Raw genomic sequence first — 20246 nt, 5'->3', positions numbered from 1 at the left:
AATTGCATTCTAGTTATTTAGCAGTGAACTGTCCGTCAAAAGTGGAATTATCATTACTATTAATCATATCAATAGCTTGTTTCTTTTTTAATAAATAATCTTCGCGTAACCATGCTTGGATAGAAAAGGCATCAATTATCCACCAAATTCTGATGAATAATATAATAGGGAGACCAATTAAGATAATTGATAAAATCCATCCAGTAACATCAATTATCAACATAGCTAATGCGTTATTGCGATGTAAGTAAAATCTGTGAGCACCAAATTCTCCTAAAAACCACCATAGCACCCATGCAATAATTGGATTTGCTTTATTTGCATCAGCACTATTGTCTACCATATTTTGTTGTTCAGGTGAAAGACGTTGTTCTTCTTTTAAAATTTCCGCTTCTAGTTGATCTAAATCGTTCATAATAAACCTCCTAGGTAATATTACAAAAATTATACCACAATTCTTTTATATGTTTGATTTTACTAATTTAATCTATTAATATAAAAAACAATACATACTTATTTTAAAGGAGGACCTTTTATGGTCGGAATGTGGGAAGCTTATAAATTATTTTTTATGAATTATGTTAATTTCAGTGGGAAGAGTTCTCGTGCTGAATATTGGTGGGTAAGATTAATTAATTTTATTATTGAATTTATTTTTGTAATTATTGGAATTGGTCTAATTTTAGGATATGTTGCTAATACTAGTAATTTTGCAATGCTATGGTACGGTATAATTTTATTTATGTTTCCATCCTTTTATGGTTTGGTTATTCTTATTCCTGGTATCAGTTTATTAATAAGACGTTATCGTGATACAGGAATTTCACCATGGTGGTTATTACTTACAGTTGTATTACCATATTTTATGCTTGTACTAATACAATTTAATATTAACAATAATTTATTTGTCGTTATTGCATACATTATTTTTGCCTTATTGACTATTGCTAACTTTGTTATCACAATTTTACCTAGTAAAAAAGAACTATAGGAGATAATAAATATTGAATGCATATTTTAAATTTTGGAAAAATATTTTCAATTATAAGGATAAAACTAATATAAAAGACTTTTTTATTCCACAAATTATCAATATTGGTTTAATTATTTTATTTATGCTTTTAGCTAATATGGTAAATAATATAAATAATATTATAATTTTAACTTTTGTTAAATTAATTATAGGATTTATAATTATTTCTTTAATCCCAGAAATATCATTAATGGTGCGCCGTTATCGTGACAGTGGAACACCAGTTTATTATTTTTTAATAATTCTGGTATTGATGTTAATTGGAAATATATTACTTAAAGATGTAAAAATTATTTCTTATGTTGGTAAAATAGCACATCTATTTAATTTATATTTCTTATTTAAATCAACAAAAAAAGCTGACAATTAAATGTCAGCTAATATGTTTAAGATGAGTTTTTTAACTCATCTTTTTTGTAATCTTTTTTAAATACTGACATGATGGCACAATCATGATAACTGCCATTAGCAAAATATTGTTCTTTTAGAGTACCTTCAGTTTTAAAGCCCAATTTTTGATAAACTTTTACTGCCGGAGCATTATCTACATCTACATATAAGTAAACTTTGTGTAAGTTAAGAGTTTCAAATGCATATTTAAGGCATTCTGCAAAGGCTTTTTGGGCTAATTTCAAGCCTCTAAATTCACTATCAATAATAATTTGAATTTCAGCATGACGATGTCTTAAATCAATGTCGATTAATTCAACAATTCCCGCAAAATTTTCATTATAACTAACCGCAAAACTACGAATGGAATTATCATTTAGACTATGATTAAAACGGTCTTCTAATTTTTCCATTGGTAAGTATGGTTCTTCAAACCAAAATTGCATGTTAAAAGGATCATTAAACAATTGATGGATGCTTGTTAAATCACTTTTTTCTAAGGCCCGTAGTTTGAATGACATCTCAAATTCCTCCTATTTTTTACTATTGTAATAAAATAACTAAATAATAGTTATTAAGTTGATTATGATTTCCTAAACGTAATGGACTTTTAATTGCTGATACACCAATATGTTCATTATCAATATTTTTTAGAGTATTATAACTTTGATTATTTTCATTCTGATCAAAGTAGACTAATTTTTTAAATGCTAAATAGCTAAATGAAGTTGGCATATATGTTTCTTGGTAATTTGTATAATACACTATTTGATTATTAGTATTCTTGGGTAAAAAATCTTTATCAATGTTTTTGGCAATTATATTGGCCTTATGATTCAATTTATGGCTGACTTTTAATTTGTTAATGCCATTTTCATTACGATAAGTATTAATTAATTTTCTAAAATTTTTAGAAGCTTGATAAGAAAATGTTCGATCAGAATCAATATTTAAAAATCCATGCCAAACATACCCCAATAATTTTCTTCTTCGATAAACCGCTTGATATACTTTGTTAACACCGTTAATTTTTACGTGATATTGTTTACCTGTCATTACTTTTTTTAAGGTGTCAGTTTTATTCTTATTTTTAAAATCTTTAGTATAAATATTAATCTTTTCAGAAGTATTTATATTGGCAATAGAGTTTTTATTAGTATCTGTAATTTTATAAATGTTGGGGTTTGAATCAGCCTTAATTATATTATTATTTTGAAAAAATATTATGAATGCAGGTACTAATATTAAAAATAGTGTTAGTTTTTTCTTCATACATAAACCTTCTTTGAAAAGAGTTTCCTTTATTATATACCATTTTAAAATCGTGCTAAAATAAAAGTATGTTAAATATTTTTGAGGAGGATATTTGCAATGAAAAAGTTATTGTTATCATTTTTATTATCATTATCTTTGTTAATTTTCGTTGGAACGACTACCTCAGCAAAATCTAACCCTAGTCAAATGTCCAAGTATTGGTATCATTTTAGAACGGTTAAAGTTACTAAACCAGTAACAGTTGATCGTGTTAAAATTACCGGAATCCCTGAATGTAATCATATTAAAGTAGACAAAAAGATTACTTTACATAAAGGACAAATTGTTAAATTAACCAGTGCTGGTAGTAATTTTACTTGGGTTTTAAAACTAAATCACAAAACTGCTAAGCAACTATGGGTTATGTTCAAACCAGATAATACCCGTTGGTTGAAGATTATTAAATAATAAATTAATTTTATAAAGGAGATATTTGAATGCTAAATAAATTAAAAAAGTTTGTTTTCAATTATCTTCTTTATTTTTCTGTTCATTTTAATGGAATTCCGACAATCAATTTTGTAATTTAATATAAATGGTCACTCACTGTGACGTTAAACAAAGGAATTCTAAATATGAAACATACAATATTAAAAGTTATTTTAATAAATGCTTTTACACTTTTATTAATCACAATAATGGCCTTACTTCACGATAAAGGTTTATTGCTAAATGCGTTAGTTGCTTTTTTAGTATTTAGATTGTGTTTAATACAGTTAAATTTTCAATCATCAAATTGTTATGTATGCTTATCTCATAATGAGCAGAAAGTCTATGCTATTATTTATGCAATAGCCATAGTTTGTTATTTACTTCTTATAGAATTTTATTAACTAGCTTTATAATATTAAATTTGAAAGACGGTGAAATTATGCGCATTAATGTTTTACAACATGCATCTAATGAAGGACCTGGCACTATTCGTTCATGGGCGGAAGATCATGGACATGATATGTATATTTATCATCCTAATGAATTTTATAAATTACCTAATATCAATGAAACCGACATGTTAGTGATATTAGGTGGTCCAATGAGTGCTAATGATGATGACGACTGGATTAAGGCAGAACGTAAATTAATTCATGAAGCAATTGATAAAGATATCCCAATTTATGGGGCTTGTTTTGGGTCACAACAAATAGCTAAAGCATTAGGTTATCGGATTGCTCCTTCGCCAGTGAAAGAAGTGGGCTGGGCACCTGTATATTTGAAAGCTAACATAATAGATAATTTTCCTAAAAAATTAATGGCGTTACATTGGCATGGTGAAATGTTTGAAGTTCCTAACCAAGCTAAATTATTATTTTCTAGTGATTTATTGAAAAATCAAGGCTTTGTAATTAACCATCATATTATGGGCTTACAATTTCATTTTGAACCTATGCAAACAGATTTAAGAGAAATTGTCGTTAATGATGGCGAGTATGCTTGTGATAATGCTTTAAATCAAAGTGCTGCTGATATTATTAACTATCCAGTGCCTAAAGAAAATAAAAAGATTATGTATCAACTATTAGATTATATAAATCAATAATAAAAAAGGTTCTATCTTGAATGATAGAACCTTTTTACATATATAAAATAATTGTTATTACCACAATTAATAATCCAATTAATAAATTTAAGCGTTTGTGATTCAAGATAATTGCAAAATATTCACGTAAAATACTATGCGATAAGGATGTAATTTTAGTTTTTGATCCGATACCATTAATTGGTAGACCAACTATTTTAGCATATCGATTAGCGCGATAAACATGATAATTACTTGATACAAAAATGCCTCTATCAATTTTTAAATGTTTACGTTCAATTATTTCTTTTGATTTTTTAAAATTGGTCATTGTATTAATTGAATGTTCTTCTGCAGTTACATCAGCTTCATTTATACCGTGTTGATTTGCATATTCACACATTGCAAAACCTTCAGAAACAGTTTCATCATGACCTTGACCACCCGAACAAATTATGAAGGGATGTTTATTGGTTTTTTCGATTTGTTGCCAATAAATATTAATTGCTTTATTAATTCTGGCAGCTAAAATGGGACCAACCTCATCACCATGCACTAAACCAGCACCTAAAATGATTATATAATCTTGATTTAATGTTGGTCGATTTAAATTGCATAGAATGACTGCAATGCAAAAAGCAATAAATGAACTAACAATATAAAATAAACCAAATTCAATGATTCTTTCGATGATTATATCAAAAGGATTAGGAAAAATTTGAATAATAAAGTGATTAACAATTGGGTACACTATCATTATTAATCCCAATATTAAGCTAAAGATATTTGCCAAATGATGAGTTTCATAATACCAAACTACAATTCCATCAAATATTAGTATCATTGTATAAACTAGGTAGACTAATAAAAGTAACGAACTTATGATTGCAAAAACAATCATTGCTGGAATATGGATCAATTGGATATGTATATTAAATGTTAAGTAACCTAAGTTAGCTACAATGGCAAAAATAGATGATAGAATAAACAATCCATTCATGATACTAGTTTTATTTAATTTATATGAAATTATGGATAAAACAATTGATAATAATAAAGTTAACAATAATATATAAATCATATGTATCCTCCTAATATAATTTTAACCTATATTATTTGATACCAATAACTTTTTCATTCAATTTATTGGTGTTATAATTCTTTATTTATAAGTATCATAAAAATAAAGGAGATGAATGTTACATTGGGTTCGAAAACTGTTAATTGGAAACAAAACTTAAACGTTTTATGGTTTGGAACCTTCGTAGCGGGGATTGGCTTTAGCTGTATTAGTCCATTCATTGCATTATTTATCGGACAACTGGGTCATTATAATGCGACTGAAACTTCAATCTATAGTGGATTAGCCTTTGCTGCACCATTTATTGTTAAGATGATTGTATCGCCACTTTGGGGATATTTAGCCGATAAATACGGACGTAAGCCGATGTTACTAAGGGCTTCATTTGGAATGGCAGTTGTGATTGGTTGTATGAGTTTAGTAACAAGTGCTTGGCAACTGATTATTTTGCGTTTACTACAAGGAGTCTTTTCTGGTTTTATTAGTAATGCCAATGCATTAGTAGCTGCCGAAACTCCTAAAAACAAAATTGGGCATGCATCTGGTAAATTATCGACTGGTAATGTATCGGGAACATTGATAGGTCCAATGATTGGTGGTTTAATAGCCGATGTATTTGGATATCGGTATACCTTTTTAATTACTGGAGTTGCGATGTTGATTGCATTCTTCCTTAGTGTCTTTTTTGTTCATGAGAATTTTACGCCAGTTGTTCATGAAAAGGGCGAAAAGCAACCACATTTCTTAAGTGGGATTCCAACGGCACAAATTTTATTTGGAATGTTTTTAACTACATTGTTTATTCAAGCTACCAATAATTCGATTTCACCAATTCTTAGTTTATATGTAAAACAACTGGATCCTAATTCAACGAACATTGCGTTAGTCGCAGGAATTATTCAAGCTTTAAATGGAGTGGCAATGATTTCAATTGCACCATTTTTTGGTAAATTAGGTGATCGAATTGGGTCGCATCAAATTTTAAAATTTGGCATATTATTTTCTATTTTAATTTTCTTTTTAACTAGTTTTGTACAAATGTTTGGCAACTAGGAGCAACTCGTTTCTTAATTGGTATTTCAGATGCCGCTTTATTGCCAACTGTTCAAGCAATGTTAGCTAAATATAGTCCTAAAAAAAGAATTAGTCAGGTATTTAGTTGGAATCAAAGTTTTCAAGCTGCCGGCAATGTTTCAGGACCAATGATTGGATCAGCAGTTGTATTAATTGGTGGCTATCGTGGTGTATTTATTGCGACAACTATTTTGGCAGCAATTAATTTATTCTTAGTTAGAAAGAATTTGCGATCAATTAAAAATGATGGAGATTAAGAGGGGTGTTTATATGGAAAAGGACAGTATTGATCAAACATTATTAAATTTAAAAAGAACCCGTTCACATTTAATAAATGCTTTTGATAACACTAATGAAAAAAGTAATGTGATTTCAGACATTGATAATTTGGTTAGCTATTTAAAGCAAAGTGATAATATTAATCAAACCCATGTTGATAATAAGATCAAAATTATTAAAGGTGAGATTGATTGCTCAATGCATTGTTTTATGAATGCTATGAAATCACTATCTTAACACTCGTTAATCGAGTGTTTTTATTTTACATTTAAAAATTAGCGTGCTAGTGTTACTAACATTAAGTAAGCTAAACGGAGGGATAAAATAATATGTCTTTATTATTATCTAAAGCTAATGTTGGTGGATTAAATTTAAAAAATCGAGTGGTTATGTCACCAATGTGTATGTACGAAGTGAAGAATGAAGATGGTATCTTAACGCCATTTCATTTTGCACATTATGGAATGCGTGCCATTAGTCAAGTCGGATTGATTATTACTGAATCAACAGCCGTTGAACCGGATGGACGTATTACTAAAAATGATTTGGGATTGTGGAATGATCAACAAGCAGACAAATTGAAATCGTTAGTTAGTTCGATTCACTATTTAGGTAGTAAAATTGGAATTCAATTAAACCATGCTGGACGTAAAGCTAGTGACGCTAATTATCCAGTTGCACCTAGTTCATTTGAATTTAGTAGTCATTATCGTACTCCCAATGAATTAACAATTAGTCAAATTAAACAAATTGTGCAAAATTTTGGTACAGCAGCTAAAAGAGCAGCTAATGCAGGCGTCGATATGGTGGAAATTCATGGAGCACATGGATATTTATTACATCAATTTTTATCAGCAGTTGCAAATAAACGTGATGATGAATATGGTGGTAGTTTAGAAAAACGTTACCGTATTGTTCGTGAAGTTATTGAAGCTGTTAAGGCTAATTATAATGGCCCAATTTGGATTAGATTGTCATTGAGTGATTATGATACAACCGGCACACAAAATACAATGTCTGATTGGCAACAAATTGGTCGCTGGCTAGAAGCATCAGGAATTGATTTAATCGATGCTTCAACTGGTGGCTTAACTGATGCCAGTCCTGATTTTCCAGTACATGATGGTTATCAAACTAAATTCGCAACTGCAATGAAACAGGCGGTTAACATTCCAGTTTCAACGGTTGGGCTTTTAGATAATCCTGGATTATGTGAATATATTTTGCAAAACAACCAAGCTGATTTGATTATGGAAGGACGTGCACTTTTACGTAATACTAATTGGTTATCTGATGCTGCTAAATATTTACATGATAAAAACTTTAAGGAATTTAATGATTCATATAGTCGTGGCCAAGACTAATAAAAGACACCTAAAATTTACTATTTTAGGTGTCTTTTTTGTCTTATCTTTCACTTTATGAAGCTTTTTATATATAATAGATTTAAAGAGGGTGAAAGGACATGTATTGGACAGATGAAAGAATTAAAACATATCAAGCTAAAATCAAAGGTGCATGGTACATAAAGAAGTTTTATGCTAATTATCATTATGATTTAAGAAACCCTAAAGATAAGGTTAGACTTTATCGTAATATGGATCCTAAACAGGTCAAAAAATATTTTGACGATTTAATGGATAATTATGATGATGAATTTATGACTACCTTGAATAAAATGAGTACTGATGAATTATTTGAAGAACTTCAATCATTACAACTTGATAAATATATTGATATTTAAAAAGCCACTTTATGAAAAGTGGCTTTTTTGATTATCCATTTAATGTGGTAAATTTCTTATTATCTAAATTACTATTTTTGAATGTTAAGTTCACAGCATTGCCATTTTTATCATTTTGATAAGTTAAGAACTGTACACCGTCCGATATTTGTTCTGCAAGTGGACTGCCTAACTTATTTATTACTTCATTATAAGAAGTACCATTTTTTAAGTCCTTAATGGTTTCCTTTTTAACTAATTTAGATGATGTATTTTGTTGATATCCTTTACTTAGAATTTTATCTTTATAAACGATTGCAAAAATGTATTTAATTTTGGCATCATTACCTAATTGCCAAGTATATTCTTTAGCATTTTGATTATTAGTTAATTTAGTGTCTGAAGTATGATATGGCTTACCTAAAGTTTTCATAAGACTCTCTTTAGAACTGCCACCTTTTAATTGATTGCTAGAAACCTTAATGTTGTCATATTTTTGGAGTGAAATACCACTTGTATCAAAAGCACTAGATAATGATGGTACTTGAAGTGGCTTCTTATTTTCATTTGATTGTTGTTTACCACATGCACTTAAAATAAATAGACAAGCAAATGTTGCCAATGTAATTTTTAATAATTTTTTCATTATTTTAATTCCTCCGTATATTGTATAACCTTATTATAATAGACTTTCCAAGCCGATATCAATTATTTACTTTGAATAAGTTCTTTTACTTGTATCATGATTAATTCTTATGTAGCATGTAAATGATCACATGAATAGAGGAGGAATTTTAATATGAGTAAGATTGCTGCTGTTGTTACAAGCGGATATGAAGATTCAGAATTAACTTCACCTAAAAAGGCTTTGGAAGATGCTGGTCACAGTGTATACATTATTGAAGCAAAAGCTGGTAATGAAATTCACGGTGAACATGGTGATGTTCAAAAAGTTGATGTTTCAATTGATGATGCTGATTTTGATAGTTATGATGCTCTATTGCTACCAGGTGGTGGCTCTCCTGATGCTTTACGTGTTGATGCTCGTTACGTTAACTTTGTTAAAGAATTCTTAATGGCTAATAAGCCTGTATTTGCTATTTGCCATGGTCCTCAATTCTTTATTCAAACTGGATTAACTAATGAATTGAAATTAACAGCTTACACAACCATCAGATATGACTTGTTCTATGCTGGAGCTGAAGTATTAAATGCACCAGTTGTGGTTGATAGTAAACACAAATTAGTTACAAGTCGTACTCCTGATGATTTGGAAGACTTCAATCGTGAAAGCTTGCAATTACTAAAATAATATTTAGACAAAAGGGTTCTATCCATTATGGGTGGAGCTTTTTTTACTGCCATATGGATTATATGTACTATAATATATTAATAACTTAAGATAGAAAGAAGTTTTCTAAAATGGTTAAAACAAATAATTTGTATCAATATGGGACTTTAGCATTACTAGTTCCAGGATTATTTAAAGGAACCCTAAAATTAAGTGACTTATTAAAACATGGTGATACTGGAATTGGCACTGGTGATGGCCTTGATGGTGAATTAGTCATTAAAGATGGTACTCCATATCAAATTGATGGTCATGGTAGTGTGAATAAATTAGATGGTAATTTTACGGTTCCATTTGCTGACGTTCACTTTGCTGATTATAAAAAATTATTTGATATTGAATCCACAATGACTCCTGATAAGTTAGAAGAAAAAGTTATGGGGATGAAAGATTGGCAAAATACTTTCTTCTCAATTAAACTGCATGGCACTTTTGATAAAATTAAAACTAGATCAGTTTACAAACAAGAAAAACCATATCCAACTTTAGTGGATTGTGCTCATAAGCAACATGAATTTAATGGTGAAAATGTAACTGGAACTGTTATGGGATATTATTCTCCACAATTATTTAATGGTTCGGCGGTAGGTGGCTTTCATCTACATTTTATTGCTGATGATTTATCAATGGGTGGTCATTTGTTAGACTTTTCAACTAATAATGGCGAAGTTTCAGCTCAAGTATTAGATCATTTAGAACAACAATTACCAGTTAACGATGAAGAGTTTATGAAACATGATTTTTCAAAAGATGACATTGCTGGAGCAATTGGTGAAGCTGAATAAAATAAAAAAGCTTAGGTTATTCCTAAGCTTTTTTATTTTATTTATTATTTGTATTAATATCGCCAACATGTAGCCAACCATTATCTTTGGCTAAGTATTCAAATACTTTTAGTTTTCCATCGTTGGACATTTGACGCCATTGATCACCATTTTGTGGTGTGTAACTACTTAATGCTACCGCATTTGAGTCATTTGGTGCATATAATGAAAATACAATATTACTTTTTTGAGAAGCATAAACGTTGTTTCTAGTTGGTAATTGTATATCTTTGCTAATTGGCATTGGATATTCATTACCATCAACTTTAATTAATGCATTATTGTCATCAACTTTTTTGGCTTGTACTTTTTGTCCAGCCGTTGCAATTGTTTTATCTTTGTTTCCAATATTACTTTGGAAATATGCATCAGTATAATCACTACCAATATCACTTGTAGGAGTGGTATTATATTGTGATTTTAGAATTTGTGAATCGCTAAATTTGTTATTTTGTCCTTGAATGATCCAAGCACCATTTTTGCTAGTATTAGGTACATTACTACTTAATATTAAGAATTCATTTTTACTTAATGGTTTTACTAAAATAGTTGTACCACTTTTTAAAGTGTCTTTTTTAATGTTTTTATTTTGAATGACATTATTTTTGACCGCTTTTTCAGTTATTGAAACGTCTTGATTTAAATCAATATACTTATTACTAATTGGTTTTGGAGTGTACTTTTTCATCCAGTTAGTACCTTTGTTATTAGTTACCCAAGCACCATTTTTACTAGTCTTAGGCATATTATTACCGAAAACTAGCCATTCATTACCACCAAAACTTCTTACATAAACAACTGAACCTTTTTTAAGACTAGATTTTTTCAATGTTTTATTTTGAATTTGATGATTCTTAGTAGCCTTTTCAGTAATGTTTATCTTTTTAGTTAAGGTTACTAATTTAGTTGTATTATCAATCTTCTTTGGTGTATATTTACTCATCCAATTAGTATTCTTTTGATTAGTTGACCAAACAGAATTTTTACTGTTTTTTAAACCATCTAATAAAAGCCATTCATTATGACTGCTTTTTAATCTATCGACGACTAAGACAGTACCTTTTTTAACGGTCATTTTTTTATTAATTTTAGGTTGAATAGAATTATTTTTAACTTTTCTTTGAACAGCTGAAATATTTTTATTTACTTTTATGTACCTAACTTTATTCCAATAATTAGAACTATTTTTAGGCATTCCGTTAGCACTAACAGCCATTGCTGGCATTGATGCTAATGTAATTCCAGTTAGAATTGCTGCAACATTTTTCTTAAAATTCATAATAACCCTTCCTTATAAATATTTATCTCCATGATAACTTAATTAAAGTTTGATATCTATTAATTGATATTATTTGAGCAAATGATTAGTGATTTTTATACTCAAGTGCTAGTATATTTAATCAAGTAAGATTATATCTTACCAAATACATTTTTTTGAGGAGTCTTTATAATGAAAGTATCAAAAGTATTGGCTACAACTTCAATGGCAGCATTAGGTTTATCTTTATTTGGTGGAGTGGGTGCAAATGCATCAATGACCAAAGATATGCATCACTCTGATAAATCATCAATGAATATGAGTGCCATGCATAAAAAAGATAAGTCTATGCATATGATGAAAATGGATGGTTTAACCATGAATATGCATTCAGCCATGCCAAAAGGCCTTAAAAAAGATACCCATGCTAAGTTTCATGTTGGTGAAAAGGTCATTCTAAAAGCTGATCATATGAAGGGCATGAAGAATGCCAAAGCCACTGTAGCTGGTGTATATAAGACTAAATTATATAAAATAGACTTTAAACCTACTAATGGCAGTAAAGAAGTAAAAAATCATAAATGGGTAGTAGCTAGTGAATTAAGTGCCAAGGGTGCATTAAAAGCTGGAAAAGCTGTTACTGTAAAAGCTGATCATATGTATGGCATGAAAGGTGCTAAAGGTAAGATTGTTTCAGTTAATAAGGGACCTGCTTATACGGTAAACTTTAAAGATAAAAAAACAGGTATGAATATTAAAAATCACAAGTGGTTAGTTCAATCAGAACTAAAATCTGAATAAATATAATTTTAAAGAAGTTTATCTTATTAGGTAAACTTCTTTTTGTTTTGCAATGAAATTATGCAAATGTATTTAATTTTTTAGCAAAAAGGTCTATATTTGTTATCATTAGGTTATAAATTTGATTCGAAAGGATACATAATTATAATGAATAAAATTATAAATTGGGTAAAACATTGGTATCGTTATAAAACCGATGAACCATATATAATTGCTTTATCTTTTATTGGTGCATTTTGTTTATATGGTTCGATTTATTTTGATCATAAAAATAAATCAATGATATATGTTCTAATATTAATTTTACTAGGGATTTGGACATTACTTAGAACTGTTACTTTCAAAAAGAACTATATTAATCAGTTTGTTGATAATCATGATTTTACCGCTTCAAGCAAGGGACTAGATTTAGGGACTGGGACTGGCTATGCCTTAATTAAAATGGCTAAAGATAATCATTTAGCAGAAGTAGATGGGGTTGAAGATGTTTATCAATACAGCATTCAACGATTAGAAAAAAATTCTACATTAGAAGATGTAAAAGAAAAAGTTCAATTGAAAGCCCATGATATTACTAGTATTCCATATGATGATAATAGTTTTGATGTGGCAACAGCTATTCATGGACGTGATGATCAATTAAGTAATCGTAAAAAATCGGTTTATCAACCAATCTCTAAAGAATTAAATCGAGTGGTTAAATCTGGTGGAGTTATTTTTATGCTAAATACTCCTGGAATGATCAAACGTTTTAAAAAAGAATTTGAAGCAAAGGGTGCATCTGTTAAATATATGCACCGAAGATTTGAATTGTTCTTTAATGTGAGAGCAATCGTTATCACTGTTAAATAAAAAACTCGAACTGTTAAAGTTCGAGTTTTTTTATTATTTTAATTTATTTTTCTTTCGCGAAAGCCACGAGTTAAGAAGTAGAATGGCAATGCAACTACTAAAGCCCCAAAACCAAATATTAATAAATTAACTTTAGTATTAAAGATTAACCATAATGATATTGCTAAAGCAATGATTGGAATGGTGTAACCTAAAGGTAATTTAAAGGCTCTAGGCTTATTTTTCATTGTCTTTCTAAATACCATAACAGCAATAATAGTAGGAATAAATTGAGCAAATCTTGAAATGGCACTAATTTGTGCTAGATAAGTAAATGTTCCTGAATATGATAAAGCTAAAATCAAAATAGCATTTACAATAATTGAAATGTAAGGAGCATTTTTACGATTTTTCTTACTAAATGCTTTTGGTAAGATTCCATTGTCTGCAAGAGCTTCGGTTGAACGAGGTGTAATAAATGAAGATGCAATACAAATACCACCAATTGATAGTACTGATCCTGCAACAACAATGTAACTACCAACTTTACCAATCATAGCAGTCAAAGCAGCTTGTAATGGCACTGAAGTTTGAGTTAATTTAGTTCCTAAAACACCAATACATACAGTCATAATTAGGATATAGATGATAGTTACCACTGATAATACCACCATGATGGCACGTGGTAAATTCTTTTTAACATTACTCATTTCACCAGCAGTAACAACTAATCCTTCAACCCCAGTAAAAATATAAAACATGGTTAAGGTAGCATCAGAGAAGTTTGATGCATGAGTTAATGATGGCACGAAGAATGGGGTAAAGTTACCAGGATGAATAAAGAATAGACCAATAATAATAATTAAAAAGATTGGTAATAACTTTCCAACGGTAATAATATTACTGAAAACAGAGGCTGCTTCAATTCCTGATAAGTTTAAAATCATTAATCCCACTGCCATGATTGTAACGATAATATTTTTAGCTAAAGAAGTATTTAAAGCGGGGAAGAAACCACCTAAAGCAGTTGCGAATGCAACATACATAGTTGCTTCAGCGATAATTCTAACAGCCCAAGCAGCAATTCCCACTTCATAACCAATAAAATTACCGAAGGCATGTTTAGCATAAATATAGGCACCACCAGATTCATCAAACAATCCGGAACATTCAGCGAAACATAAACCAATCATAAAGGCTAAAAATGCATCAAAAACTAAAACTAAAATACTAGCTGGACCAAAGATTTTCATTCCAGCTGTAGGTAGTAAAAAGATTCCGGAACCAATAATGGCATTGATTCCTAAAAGAACAATACTAAAGAAACTTAATTTCTTTTTCGTATCGGGCATTAAATATCACTCCTTATTTTGTATGAATACGATTGAAGAAATCAACAAATAGTTGGTTTTCATCTGCGTAGTGATCCCACATATTTTCGGGATGCCATTGAACACATTGAATGGACTTGTCGTCATTTTCAAGGCCTTCAATCATTCCATCATCGGCGATAGCAACTACTTTCAAGCTAGGGGCAACATCTTTGGCTGCTTCATGATGGAAGGAATTAACAAATGCACGACTACCAAAGGTTTTTGCTAATGCTGAATCACTATTGATGTTAATATGATGAACAGGAGCATATCCGATTGCTTTTTGGGAATGTTGTAAAATTCTCATATTATCTTTAGGTTCAAATTGAGTATCAATATCTTGATATAAAGTGCCACCTAAAGCAACATTAACAATTTGTAGTCCGCGACAAATTGCCAAAATTGGTTTTTTCATTTGAACGGCTTGTTTAACTAAAGCTAGCTCAAATTGATCACGAGGTTCATATGTAGTACCAATTTCTCTAATTGGTTCTTCACCATAGAATTCAGGTAATACATCTGGTCCACCAGTTAATATTACTCCGTCAACTGTTTCTAATAAGTCAGCTGCCATCTCTGGTTTAGCAACTGGCAAAATCACTGGAGTTATATTATTAGCCAAAAGGCAATTCATTAATGTACGTTGTGCAAAATGACCTTCACGTTGTCTGAAGGTTTGATTTTGACTTAAAATAATGTCTGCGGTAACTCCGATTCGCATTTAAATCATTCCTTTTCGATTTTTTGTATAAAAATACATCGTACAATAAACATTCTAACTATTTTTTGTAAAAACGTATAGTTAATTGGCTTAATGATTGCAATTTTTTTAATATTTGGTTGATAAATAATTGATTACTGGATATGCATCTATAAAAGTTGTAAAATTGTGAAATATAATAAACGAGTTTTGAAATAGGGGTATTTTATGGATCTTCGATTATGGAAACAAAGACCTGAGTTAGAACAAAGGTTGAAAACTATAGAAAATATCATGAAACAGCAAGTGCAAATTAATGATGATGATTTTAAGAAAAGCATTAATGAATTAATTAATGGTAGTGGCAAGATGTTGCGTGCTGCTTTCTTAATGTTATTTACTGAATTTGGGACACAAAAAGATGAAGATAATTATTTTGAAAAAGTGGCAGCTTCAGTTGAGTTAATTCACTTGGCATCATTAGTACATGACGATGTTATTGATAAATCAGATTTACGTCGTGGTGTTACTAGTTTGAACTACAATTTTGGTGAACGGACTTCCATTTATTTAGGTGATTATTTATTTGTTAAGTATTTCCATTTAGTCTTAGATACTTTGCCTAGTAAGGAAGATATTAAATATAATGTCAGTGGAATTGAAGGCATTATTGATGGTGAATTGCGCCAGAATGAAACTAAATTTGATCCGAAAAGAAATGAAGAACAATATTTAGCAGCTGTACAAGGAAAAACTGCTGATTTATTCAAAATTGCAGCTGGTAATGGAGCAATTATTTCTAAAGCTGATGACAATATTATTAAGTTATCTGAACAAATCGGTTCAGAATTTGGGATTGCATTTCAACTGCGTGATGACTTAATTGATTTTGAAGACACGGAAGAAGAAGCTGGGAAGCCAATTTTAAATGATATCTTAGATGGTGTTTATACATTGCCGGTCATATATGCAATGCAGACTTCTTATCATGATGAACTACTTGCTATTCTAAATAAAAAAGACCAGCTCAAACGAGCTGATCTAATTAAAGTTAAAGCTATTGTAAAAGAAAGTGGATCTTTAGATAAAACGCATGCCAAAATGGATGCTTATCATCAATCAATTGAAAAAATGATTGATCAACTACCAAATAATAGTGCTAGAAAAGTATTATTAAAATTGGTTAATAAGTTGTTTAATTAATTTTCAATTCCTTGATCCATTTGATAAAGTTTACGGTATTTTTCATTATTCTTATATAACTCACTAGGGGAGCCATCCATTTGGATGGTTCCTTTTTGTAAGAAAATAACTTCATCCATAGTAGATAAGCCTTGCAAGTGATGAGTTACCCAAATAATGGTTTTGTTCTTTAATACCTGATTTAAAGTGTTTATCAAATTATTTTCAGTAATTGGGTCTAATCCAACCGTTGGTTCGTCTAATAATACAATTGGATTATCTTGCAACAGAATTCTAGCAATCGCTAAACGTTGACGTTGACCACCAGATAATTTGATTCCACTTTCATCAATATCAGTATCATATTTTTTAGGCAGAGTTTCAATATAATCTGCTAAACCAACTTCAGATAAAGCTTGTTTAGCTTCTGCAAAAGTAGCTTGTTCATTTCCAATCATCACATTATTGATGATCGTAGTATCAAATAAAAATGGTTGTTGATCTAAAACACTAAAAATATTAGAACGATTGTTTTGTAAATCAGTAACTTTAACATTATTTATTTTAACTTCACCTTTAGTGGGGTTGATACTACCAAGTAATAGTTGAAGTAGCGTAGTTTTACCCACACCACTTGGACCAATGATGGCTAATTTTTGGCCTTGTTTAACATTCAATGAAATATTATTTAAAATAGCTGAATTATCGTCATCATATTTAAATGAAACATCATTCATACTAATACTATTAATTTTATTAGGATCAAAATTATTTTCTGTATTATCAATTTCTTCTTTATCCAACGTATTAGATAAGTTATTTAAACGATTTACTGATTCTTTGTAAATAGGCCAATTTTCCATAGCCTGTGATACGGGGATAAATGTATCTAATAGTGGAAAAACTCCTAAAACAAAGGCAGCAATATAATTAGAAATCGATTGAGAATCATTTAGATATATATTTCCCCAGATGATGGATCCAACAATAATGACTCCAATCATGCTACGTAATGCGAAGTCACGATTCCATTCGAAATGATCGACTTTATTGCGTGATTGCGCTAATTTTTTATCGTTCTTAGTTCCTTCACCAATAAAATCCTTTTTACGTCCAGAAATCATCCAATCGGTAACTCCTAAAGTAGCATCAGTTAAGTTTTGATAATTATTAGCGACTAAATTTTTTTCATATTTTTTAGCTTTACCAAAAATAATGACTGAAATGATGGGCATTACTAATAGGATGACTGCGAAGCAAACAAACATGAATAAGGCATAGGGAATACTAACGATGCCTAATAAAATGATGATAATAATTCCAGTTATATATGAGGTAATAATTGGAAAGATGGTTTTTAAATATAGATCTTCTAGATGTTCTAAATCATCGGATAAGACACCTAACAAATTACCTAATTTAAAACGTTCGCCAACAAAGTCAGCGCCTTTTTCTAATGTCATATATAAACGTTGACGTAGTTTAGAAACAACTCCTAATACCCAATTATGCGAGGTTAATTGTTCTAAATATTGAAAGACTGGACGTCCAGTTCCAAATGCTTGCGCTAAAATAACTGGAATATAAACAATTAAAATATTGTATGGCCTAGTTGCCGAACGACTGATTAAATAACCAGCAACGAACATTAAACCAATTGAACAAATGATGGTAACAATTCCCAGACCAAAAGCAGTGAACAATAATTTTTTGTCCTTTTTTAAATATGGCTTAATCCATGTATCTTTATTAAAAAAATTACGCATTATTATCTTCACCTCTGATTTCATCAACTAATTGGCGATATTTACCTGACTGTTTTAATAACTTTTTAGGATTACCTTGTTCAACTAACTTACCGTTTTCCATTACCAAAATATAATCCATCTCGTTCATCCAGTGGAGACGATGAGTAGCGAAGATTACTAAATGATCTTTGAAAATTGGTAACATGGTTTGTTTTAATTCATATTCAGTTTCGATATCTAAGTGCGCAGTTGGTTCATCTAAAAGAATAATTTCACGTTGGTCTAATAAGACTCTGGCTAAAGCAATTCTTTGGGCTTGACCACCAGACACTCCACGGCCACCACGACCAATGATAGTATTCATACCATCTTTTAATGAATTAATAAATTCTTCAAGACCAGCGCTTTGAGCAGCTTTTTTAATATCATCGGTATTAGCATTAGGAGCATAAAAAGCGATATTTTCAGCAATTGTTCCAGAAAATAGGTAGGGATTTTGTGGAATGTAACTAAGGTGTTTTTGCCAAGCAAATTGCGCTAAACTATCAGTTTTTTCACCATTAATTTTAAAGTTAGTTTTATCTTCTGGTTGTAGCCAACCACCTAATAAGTTCAACATGGTGGATTTACCAGAACCAGATTGGCCAACAATTCCAACCTTTAAATGACCAGTAAAGTTAAATGAAACATCTTTTATACCTTTATCACTATCCTTATCATATTGAAAAGATAAATGATCAGCTTTTAGGGTTGATTTTTGATTCCAAGTTTTGAATTGTTTTAATTCTTTTTGTGCCTTAGGAGATGGAGTATCTAAAATGCTAATTAGATGATCTAAAGCATTCTTACCATCTAAAGTGGCATGATAATCATTTCCATAATCTCTTAATGGTAAGAAGTAATCAGGAGCAGTAATTAATGCAAATAGTGCAGGGAATAATAATACGGAACCATTAATTAATCTAACTCCTAAAATGACCGCAACAATCGCAATTGAAATAGTAGTCATAAAATCTAATGTAAAAGTAGATAATAAAGCAATTTTTAAAACTTCTAAGGTCGATTTACGATAATTTTCTGAAACGCGAAAAATATTTTTCCCATAAATCTTACTTAAACCAAATAATTTTAGTGTTTTTAAACCACGGAGAGTATTAATAAAATTATTAGACATTTTGGAAAAGTTTAAATATTGTTGATCTGATTTTTTACGGGCAGCAATTCCTAAAATGATCATAAAGTAGATGATGATGGGGAATACTAATAAAAGAACTAATCCAGATAAAGCATTCACAAAGAAAACAGCTACTAAAATGATCCATGGAATAATTGCTAAATTTAATGTTTTCAAAATAATTAGATTTAAATAGTTCTTAATTTGGTCAATTCCTTCAAGTGCAATGGTAATTAATTGTCCAGAACCTAATTTGGCAACTGATTGTGGACCTAGTTCAAAAGTCTTTTCTAATAAGGCTTTTTTGAAATCATTACTAGCTTTGTCGGAAAAATTATCAGTAATTTGATTTTCAATTCTAGTGATCAAATATCTAATTATGAAAGCAATAAAAAAGAACAGCATTGGATAAATCGATGCTGTTACTTTTTTAAGCATCCAGGCATTTACTAAAGCGCTGGATAAGAACCATGCTTCAGCAATAATTGAAAAGGCCTGAATGACTGCTAATATGCTAATTTTAATAATTAGTTTTTTGATACCGGGAATTGTCATTAATTTTTTATTAAACATATGAAGATTCCTCCCGATATG

At 30.0% G+C, this 20246-nt stretch carries 22 protein-coding genes and 1 pseudogene; 13 read left to right on the top strand and 10 right to left on the bottom strand.

Annotated elements, in window-relative coordinates; translation table 11 throughout:
- Positions 1-13 precede the first annotated feature (13 nt).
- Positions 14-415, bottom strand: a complete 402-nt coding sequence (locus C7N41_RS02635) for a TM2 domain-containing protein (RefSeq protein WP_105964192.1) — start codon at positions 413-415, stop codon at positions 14-16.
- Between the two features lie 120 nt (positions 416-535).
- Between C7N41_RS02635 and C7N41_RS02630 the strand changes: the two genes are divergently transcribed.
- Complete coding sequence (locus C7N41_RS02630) at positions 536-991, top strand: DUF805 domain-containing protein (RefSeq protein ID WP_105964191.1); 456 nt, start codon at positions 536-538, stop codon at positions 989-991.
- 13 nt (positions 992-1004) lie between these two features.
- Positions 1005-1403 carry a DUF805 domain-containing protein gene (locus C7N41_RS02625; RefSeq protein ID WP_157944950.1) on the top strand — a complete coding sequence of 133 codons (399 nt, stop codon included), beginning with the start codon at positions 1005-1007 and terminating at the stop codon, positions 1401-1403.
- A 16-nt stretch (positions 1404-1419) separates the two neighbouring features.
- On the opposite strand, the gene C7N41_RS02620 is transcribed toward C7N41_RS02625, so the two are convergent.
- Positions 1420-1944 (bottom strand): GNAT family N-acetyltransferase, encoded by a 525-nt coding sequence (locus C7N41_RS02620; RefSeq protein WP_105964189.1) that lies wholly within the window; start codon positions 1942-1944, stop codon positions 1420-1422.
- 22 nt (positions 1945-1966) lie between these two features.
- Complete coding sequence (locus tag C7N41_RS02615) at positions 1967-2695, bottom strand: CAP domain-containing protein (protein WP_105964188.1); 729 nt, start codon at positions 2693-2695, stop codon at positions 1967-1969.
- Between the two features lie 99 nt (positions 2696-2794).
- Here C7N41_RS02615 and C7N41_RS02610 point away from each other — a divergent pair, with 99 nt between their 5' ends.
- Positions 2795-3145, top strand: a complete 351-nt coding sequence (locus tag C7N41_RS02610; protein WP_105964187.1) for a hypothetical protein — start codon at positions 2795-2797, stop codon at positions 3143-3145.
- 463 nt (positions 3146-3608) lie between these two features.
- Positions 3609-4274 (top strand): type 1 glutamine amidotransferase, encoded by a 666-nt coding sequence (locus tag C7N41_RS02600; RefSeq protein ID WP_105964439.1) that lies wholly within the window; start codon positions 3609-3611, stop codon positions 4272-4274.
- 34 nt (positions 4275-4308) lie between these two features.
- Here the strand turns inward: C7N41_RS02600 and C7N41_RS02595 are convergent, their stop codons facing one another.
- Positions 4309-5334, bottom strand: a complete 1026-nt coding sequence (locus C7N41_RS02595; RefSeq protein WP_105964185.1) for a YdcF family protein — start codon at positions 5332-5334, stop codon at positions 4309-4311.
- A gap of 111 nt (positions 5335-5445) precedes the next feature.
- Here C7N41_RS02595 and C7N41_RS02590 point away from each other — a divergent pair.
- From C7N41_RS02590 to C7N41_RS02575, 4 genes and pseudogenes are all read left to right on the top strand, one after another.
- Positions 5446-6665 (top strand): annotated as a pseudogene (locus C7N41_RS02590) (multidrug efflux MFS transporter).
- Positions 6666-6678: 13 nt separating this feature from the next.
- On the top strand, positions 6679-6924 hold the full coding sequence (locus C7N41_RS02585) for a hypothetical protein (protein ID WP_105964184.1): 246 nt from the start codon (positions 6679-6681) through the stop codon (positions 6922-6924).
- A 92-nt stretch (positions 6925-7016) separates the two neighbouring features.
- Positions 7017-8051 carry an NADH:flavin oxidoreductase/NADH oxidase gene (locus tag C7N41_RS02580; RefSeq protein ID WP_105964183.1) on the top strand — a complete coding sequence of 345 codons (1035 nt, stop codon included), beginning with the start codon at positions 7017-7019 and terminating at the stop codon, positions 8049-8051.
- 101 nt (positions 8052-8152) lie between these two features.
- Positions 8153-8431 carry a hypothetical protein gene (locus C7N41_RS02575; RefSeq protein WP_105964182.1) on the top strand — a complete coding sequence of 93 codons (279 nt, stop codon included), beginning with the start codon at positions 8153-8155 and terminating at the stop codon, positions 8429-8431.
- A 31-nt stretch (positions 8432-8462) separates the two neighbouring features.
- Here C7N41_RS02575 and C7N41_RS02570 read toward each other — a convergent pair whose 3' ends face one another.
- On the bottom strand, positions 8463-9056 hold the full coding sequence (locus C7N41_RS02570) for a DUF3862 domain-containing protein (RefSeq protein WP_105964181.1): 594 nt from the start codon (positions 9054-9056) through the stop codon (positions 8463-8465).
- 153 nt (positions 9057-9209) lie between these two features.
- Here C7N41_RS02570 and C7N41_RS02565 point away from each other — a divergent pair, with 153 nt between their 5' ends.
- Positions 9210-9722 carry a type 1 glutamine amidotransferase domain-containing protein gene (locus tag C7N41_RS02565; protein WP_105964180.1) on the top strand — a complete coding sequence of 171 codons (513 nt, stop codon included), beginning with the start codon at positions 9210-9212 and terminating at the stop codon, positions 9720-9722.
- A 110-nt stretch (positions 9723-9832) separates the two neighbouring features.
- Entirely contained in the window at positions 9833-10546 is a 714-nt protein-coding gene (gene budA / locus C7N41_RS02560; RefSeq protein ID WP_105964179.1) for an acetolactate decarboxylase, read from the top strand.
- Between the two features lie 37 nt (positions 10547-10583).
- On the opposite strand, the gene C7N41_RS02555 is transcribed toward budA, so the two are convergent.
- Positions 10584-11864: a hypothetical protein gene (locus C7N41_RS02555; protein ID WP_105964178.1), complete on the bottom strand. Its 1281-nt coding sequence runs from the start codon at positions 11862-11864 to the stop codon at positions 10584-10586.
- A gap of 171 nt (positions 11865-12035) precedes the next feature.
- Between C7N41_RS02555 and C7N41_RS02550 the strand changes: the two genes are divergently transcribed.
- Both C7N41_RS02550 and C7N41_RS02545 read left to right on the top strand, forming a co-directional pair.
- Positions 12036-12644 carry a YdhK family protein gene (locus C7N41_RS02550; RefSeq protein ID WP_225362846.1) on the top strand — a complete coding sequence of 203 codons (609 nt, stop codon included), beginning with the start codon at positions 12036-12038 and terminating at the stop codon, positions 12642-12644.
- Positions 12645-12791: 147 nt separating this feature from the next.
- Positions 12792-13496, top strand: coding sequence for a class I SAM-dependent methyltransferase (locus C7N41_RS02545; RefSeq protein WP_105964177.1), 705 nt, complete (start codon positions 12792-12794; stop codon positions 13494-13496).
- A 38-nt stretch (positions 13497-13534) separates the two neighbouring features.
- Here C7N41_RS02545 and C7N41_RS02540 read toward each other — a convergent pair whose 3' ends face one another.
- Positions 13535-14827, bottom strand: coding sequence for an APC family permease (locus C7N41_RS02540; RefSeq protein ID WP_105964176.1), 1293 nt, complete (start codon positions 14825-14827; stop codon positions 13535-13537).
- Between the two features lie 13 nt (positions 14828-14840).
- Positions 14841-15569 carry a gamma-glutamyl-gamma-aminobutyrate hydrolase family protein gene (locus tag C7N41_RS02535; protein WP_105964175.1) on the bottom strand — a complete coding sequence of 243 codons (729 nt, stop codon included), beginning with the start codon at positions 15567-15569 and terminating at the stop codon, positions 14841-14843.
- A gap of 207 nt (positions 15570-15776) precedes the next feature.
- Here C7N41_RS02535 and C7N41_RS02530 point away from each other — a divergent pair, with 207 nt between their 5' ends.
- Positions 15777-16751, top strand: a complete 975-nt coding sequence (locus C7N41_RS02530) for a polyprenyl synthetase family protein (RefSeq protein WP_105964174.1) — start codon at positions 15777-15779, stop codon at positions 16749-16751.
- Here the strand turns inward: C7N41_RS02530 and cydC are convergent.
- Together cydC and cydD are read right to left on the bottom strand one after the other, a co-directional pair.
- A complete protein-coding gene (gene cydC, locus C7N41_RS02525; RefSeq protein WP_105964173.1) occupies positions 16748-18496 on the bottom strand; it encodes a thiol reductant ABC exporter subunit CydC in 1749 nt (582 codons plus the stop codon). The two genes, C7N41_RS02530 and cydC, sit on opposite strands and share 4 nt — an antisense overlap.
- The gene (gene cydD / locus C7N41_RS02520; protein WP_105964172.1) at positions 18489-20225 is read right to left on the bottom strand and encodes a thiol reductant ABC exporter subunit CydD; all 1737 of its coding nucleotides are present in this window, start codon (positions 20223-20225) and stop codon (positions 18489-18491) included. Before cydD ends, cydC begins: the two co-directional genes overlap by 8 nt.
- Positions 20226-20246 lie beyond the last annotated feature (21 nt).

Source organism: Apilactobacillus micheneri (genome assembly GCF_002993975.1).
In the GTDB taxonomy this organism is placed as follows: Bacteria; Bacillota; Bacilli; order Lactobacillales; family Lactobacillaceae; genus Apilactobacillus; species Apilactobacillus micheneri.
This window is presented reverse-complemented; position numbering and strand designations above follow the sequence as displayed.

Excerpts from the sequence above, each read along its gene's own strand:
- budA (WP_105964179.1), top strand. The coding sequence starts at position 9,833 with ATGGTTAAAACAAATAATTTGTATCAATATGGGACTTTAGCATTACTA.
- C7N41_RS02530 (WP_105964174.1), top strand. The coding sequence starts at position 15,777 with ATGGATCTTCGATTATGGAAACAAAGACCTGAGTTAGAACAAAGGTTG.
- C7N41_RS02545 (WP_105964177.1), top strand. The coding sequence starts at position 12,792 with ATGAATAAAATTATAAATTGGGTAAAACATTGGTATCGTTATAAAACC.
- C7N41_RS02575 (WP_105964182.1), top strand. The coding sequence starts at position 8,153 with ATGTATTGGACAGATGAAAGAATTAAAACATATCAAGCTAAAATCAAA.
- C7N41_RS02535 (WP_105964175.1), bottom strand. The coding sequence starts at position 15,569 with ATGCGAATCGGAGTTACCGCAGACATTATTTTAAGTCAAAATCAAACC.
- C7N41_RS02620 (WP_105964189.1), bottom strand. The coding sequence starts at position 1,944 with ATGTCATTCAAACTACGGGCCTTAGAAAAAAGTGATTTAACAAGCATC.
- C7N41_RS02565 (WP_105964180.1), top strand. The coding sequence starts at position 9,210 with ATGAGTAAGATTGCTGCTGTTGTTACAAGCGGATATGAAGATTCAGAA.
- C7N41_RS02540 (WP_105964176.1), bottom strand. The coding sequence starts at position 14,827 with ATGCCCGATACGAAAAAGAAATTAAGTTTCTTTAGTATTGTTCTTTTA.
- C7N41_RS02610 (WP_105964187.1), top strand. The coding sequence starts at position 2,795 with ATGAAAAAGTTATTGTTATCATTTTTATTATCATTATCTTTGTTAATT.
- C7N41_RS02635 (WP_105964192.1), bottom strand. The coding sequence starts at position 415 with ATGAACGATTTAGATCAACTAGAAGCGGAAATTTTAAAAGAAGAACAA.
- cydD (WP_105964172.1), bottom strand. The coding sequence starts at position 20,225 with ATGTTTAATAAAAAATTAATGACAATTCCCGGTATCAAAAAACTAATT.
- C7N41_RS02615 (WP_105964188.1), bottom strand. The coding sequence starts at position 2,695 with ATGAAGAAAAAACTAACACTATTTTTAATATTAGTACCTGCATTCATA.
- C7N41_RS02555 (WP_105964178.1), bottom strand. The coding sequence starts at position 11,864 with ATGAATTTTAAGAAAAATGTTGCAGCAATTCTAACTGGAATTACATTA.
- cydC (WP_105964173.1), bottom strand. The coding sequence starts at position 18,496 with ATGCGTAATTTTTTTAATAAAGATACATGGATTAAGCCATATTTAAAA.
- C7N41_RS02595 (WP_105964185.1), bottom strand. The coding sequence starts at position 5,334 with ATGATTTATATATTATTGTTAACTTTATTATTATCAATTGTTTTATCC.
- C7N41_RS02550 (WP_225362846.1), top strand. The coding sequence starts at position 12,036 with ATGAAAGTATCAAAAGTATTGGCTACAACTTCAATGGCAGCATTAGGT.
- C7N41_RS02580 (WP_105964183.1), top strand. The coding sequence starts at position 7,017 with ATGTCTTTATTATTATCTAAAGCTAATGTTGGTGGATTAAATTTAAAA.
- C7N41_RS02630 (WP_105964191.1), top strand. The coding sequence starts at position 536 with ATGGTCGGAATGTGGGAAGCTTATAAATTATTTTTTATGAATTATGTT.
- C7N41_RS02585 (WP_105964184.1), top strand. The coding sequence starts at position 6,679 with ATGGAAAAGGACAGTATTGATCAAACATTATTAAATTTAAAAAGAACC.
- C7N41_RS02570 (WP_105964181.1), bottom strand. The coding sequence starts at position 9,056 with ATGAAAAAATTATTAAAAATTACATTGGCAACATTTGCTTGTCTATTT.
- C7N41_RS02600 (WP_105964439.1), top strand. The coding sequence starts at position 3,609 with ATGCGCATTAATGTTTTACAACATGCATCTAATGAAGGACCTGGCACT.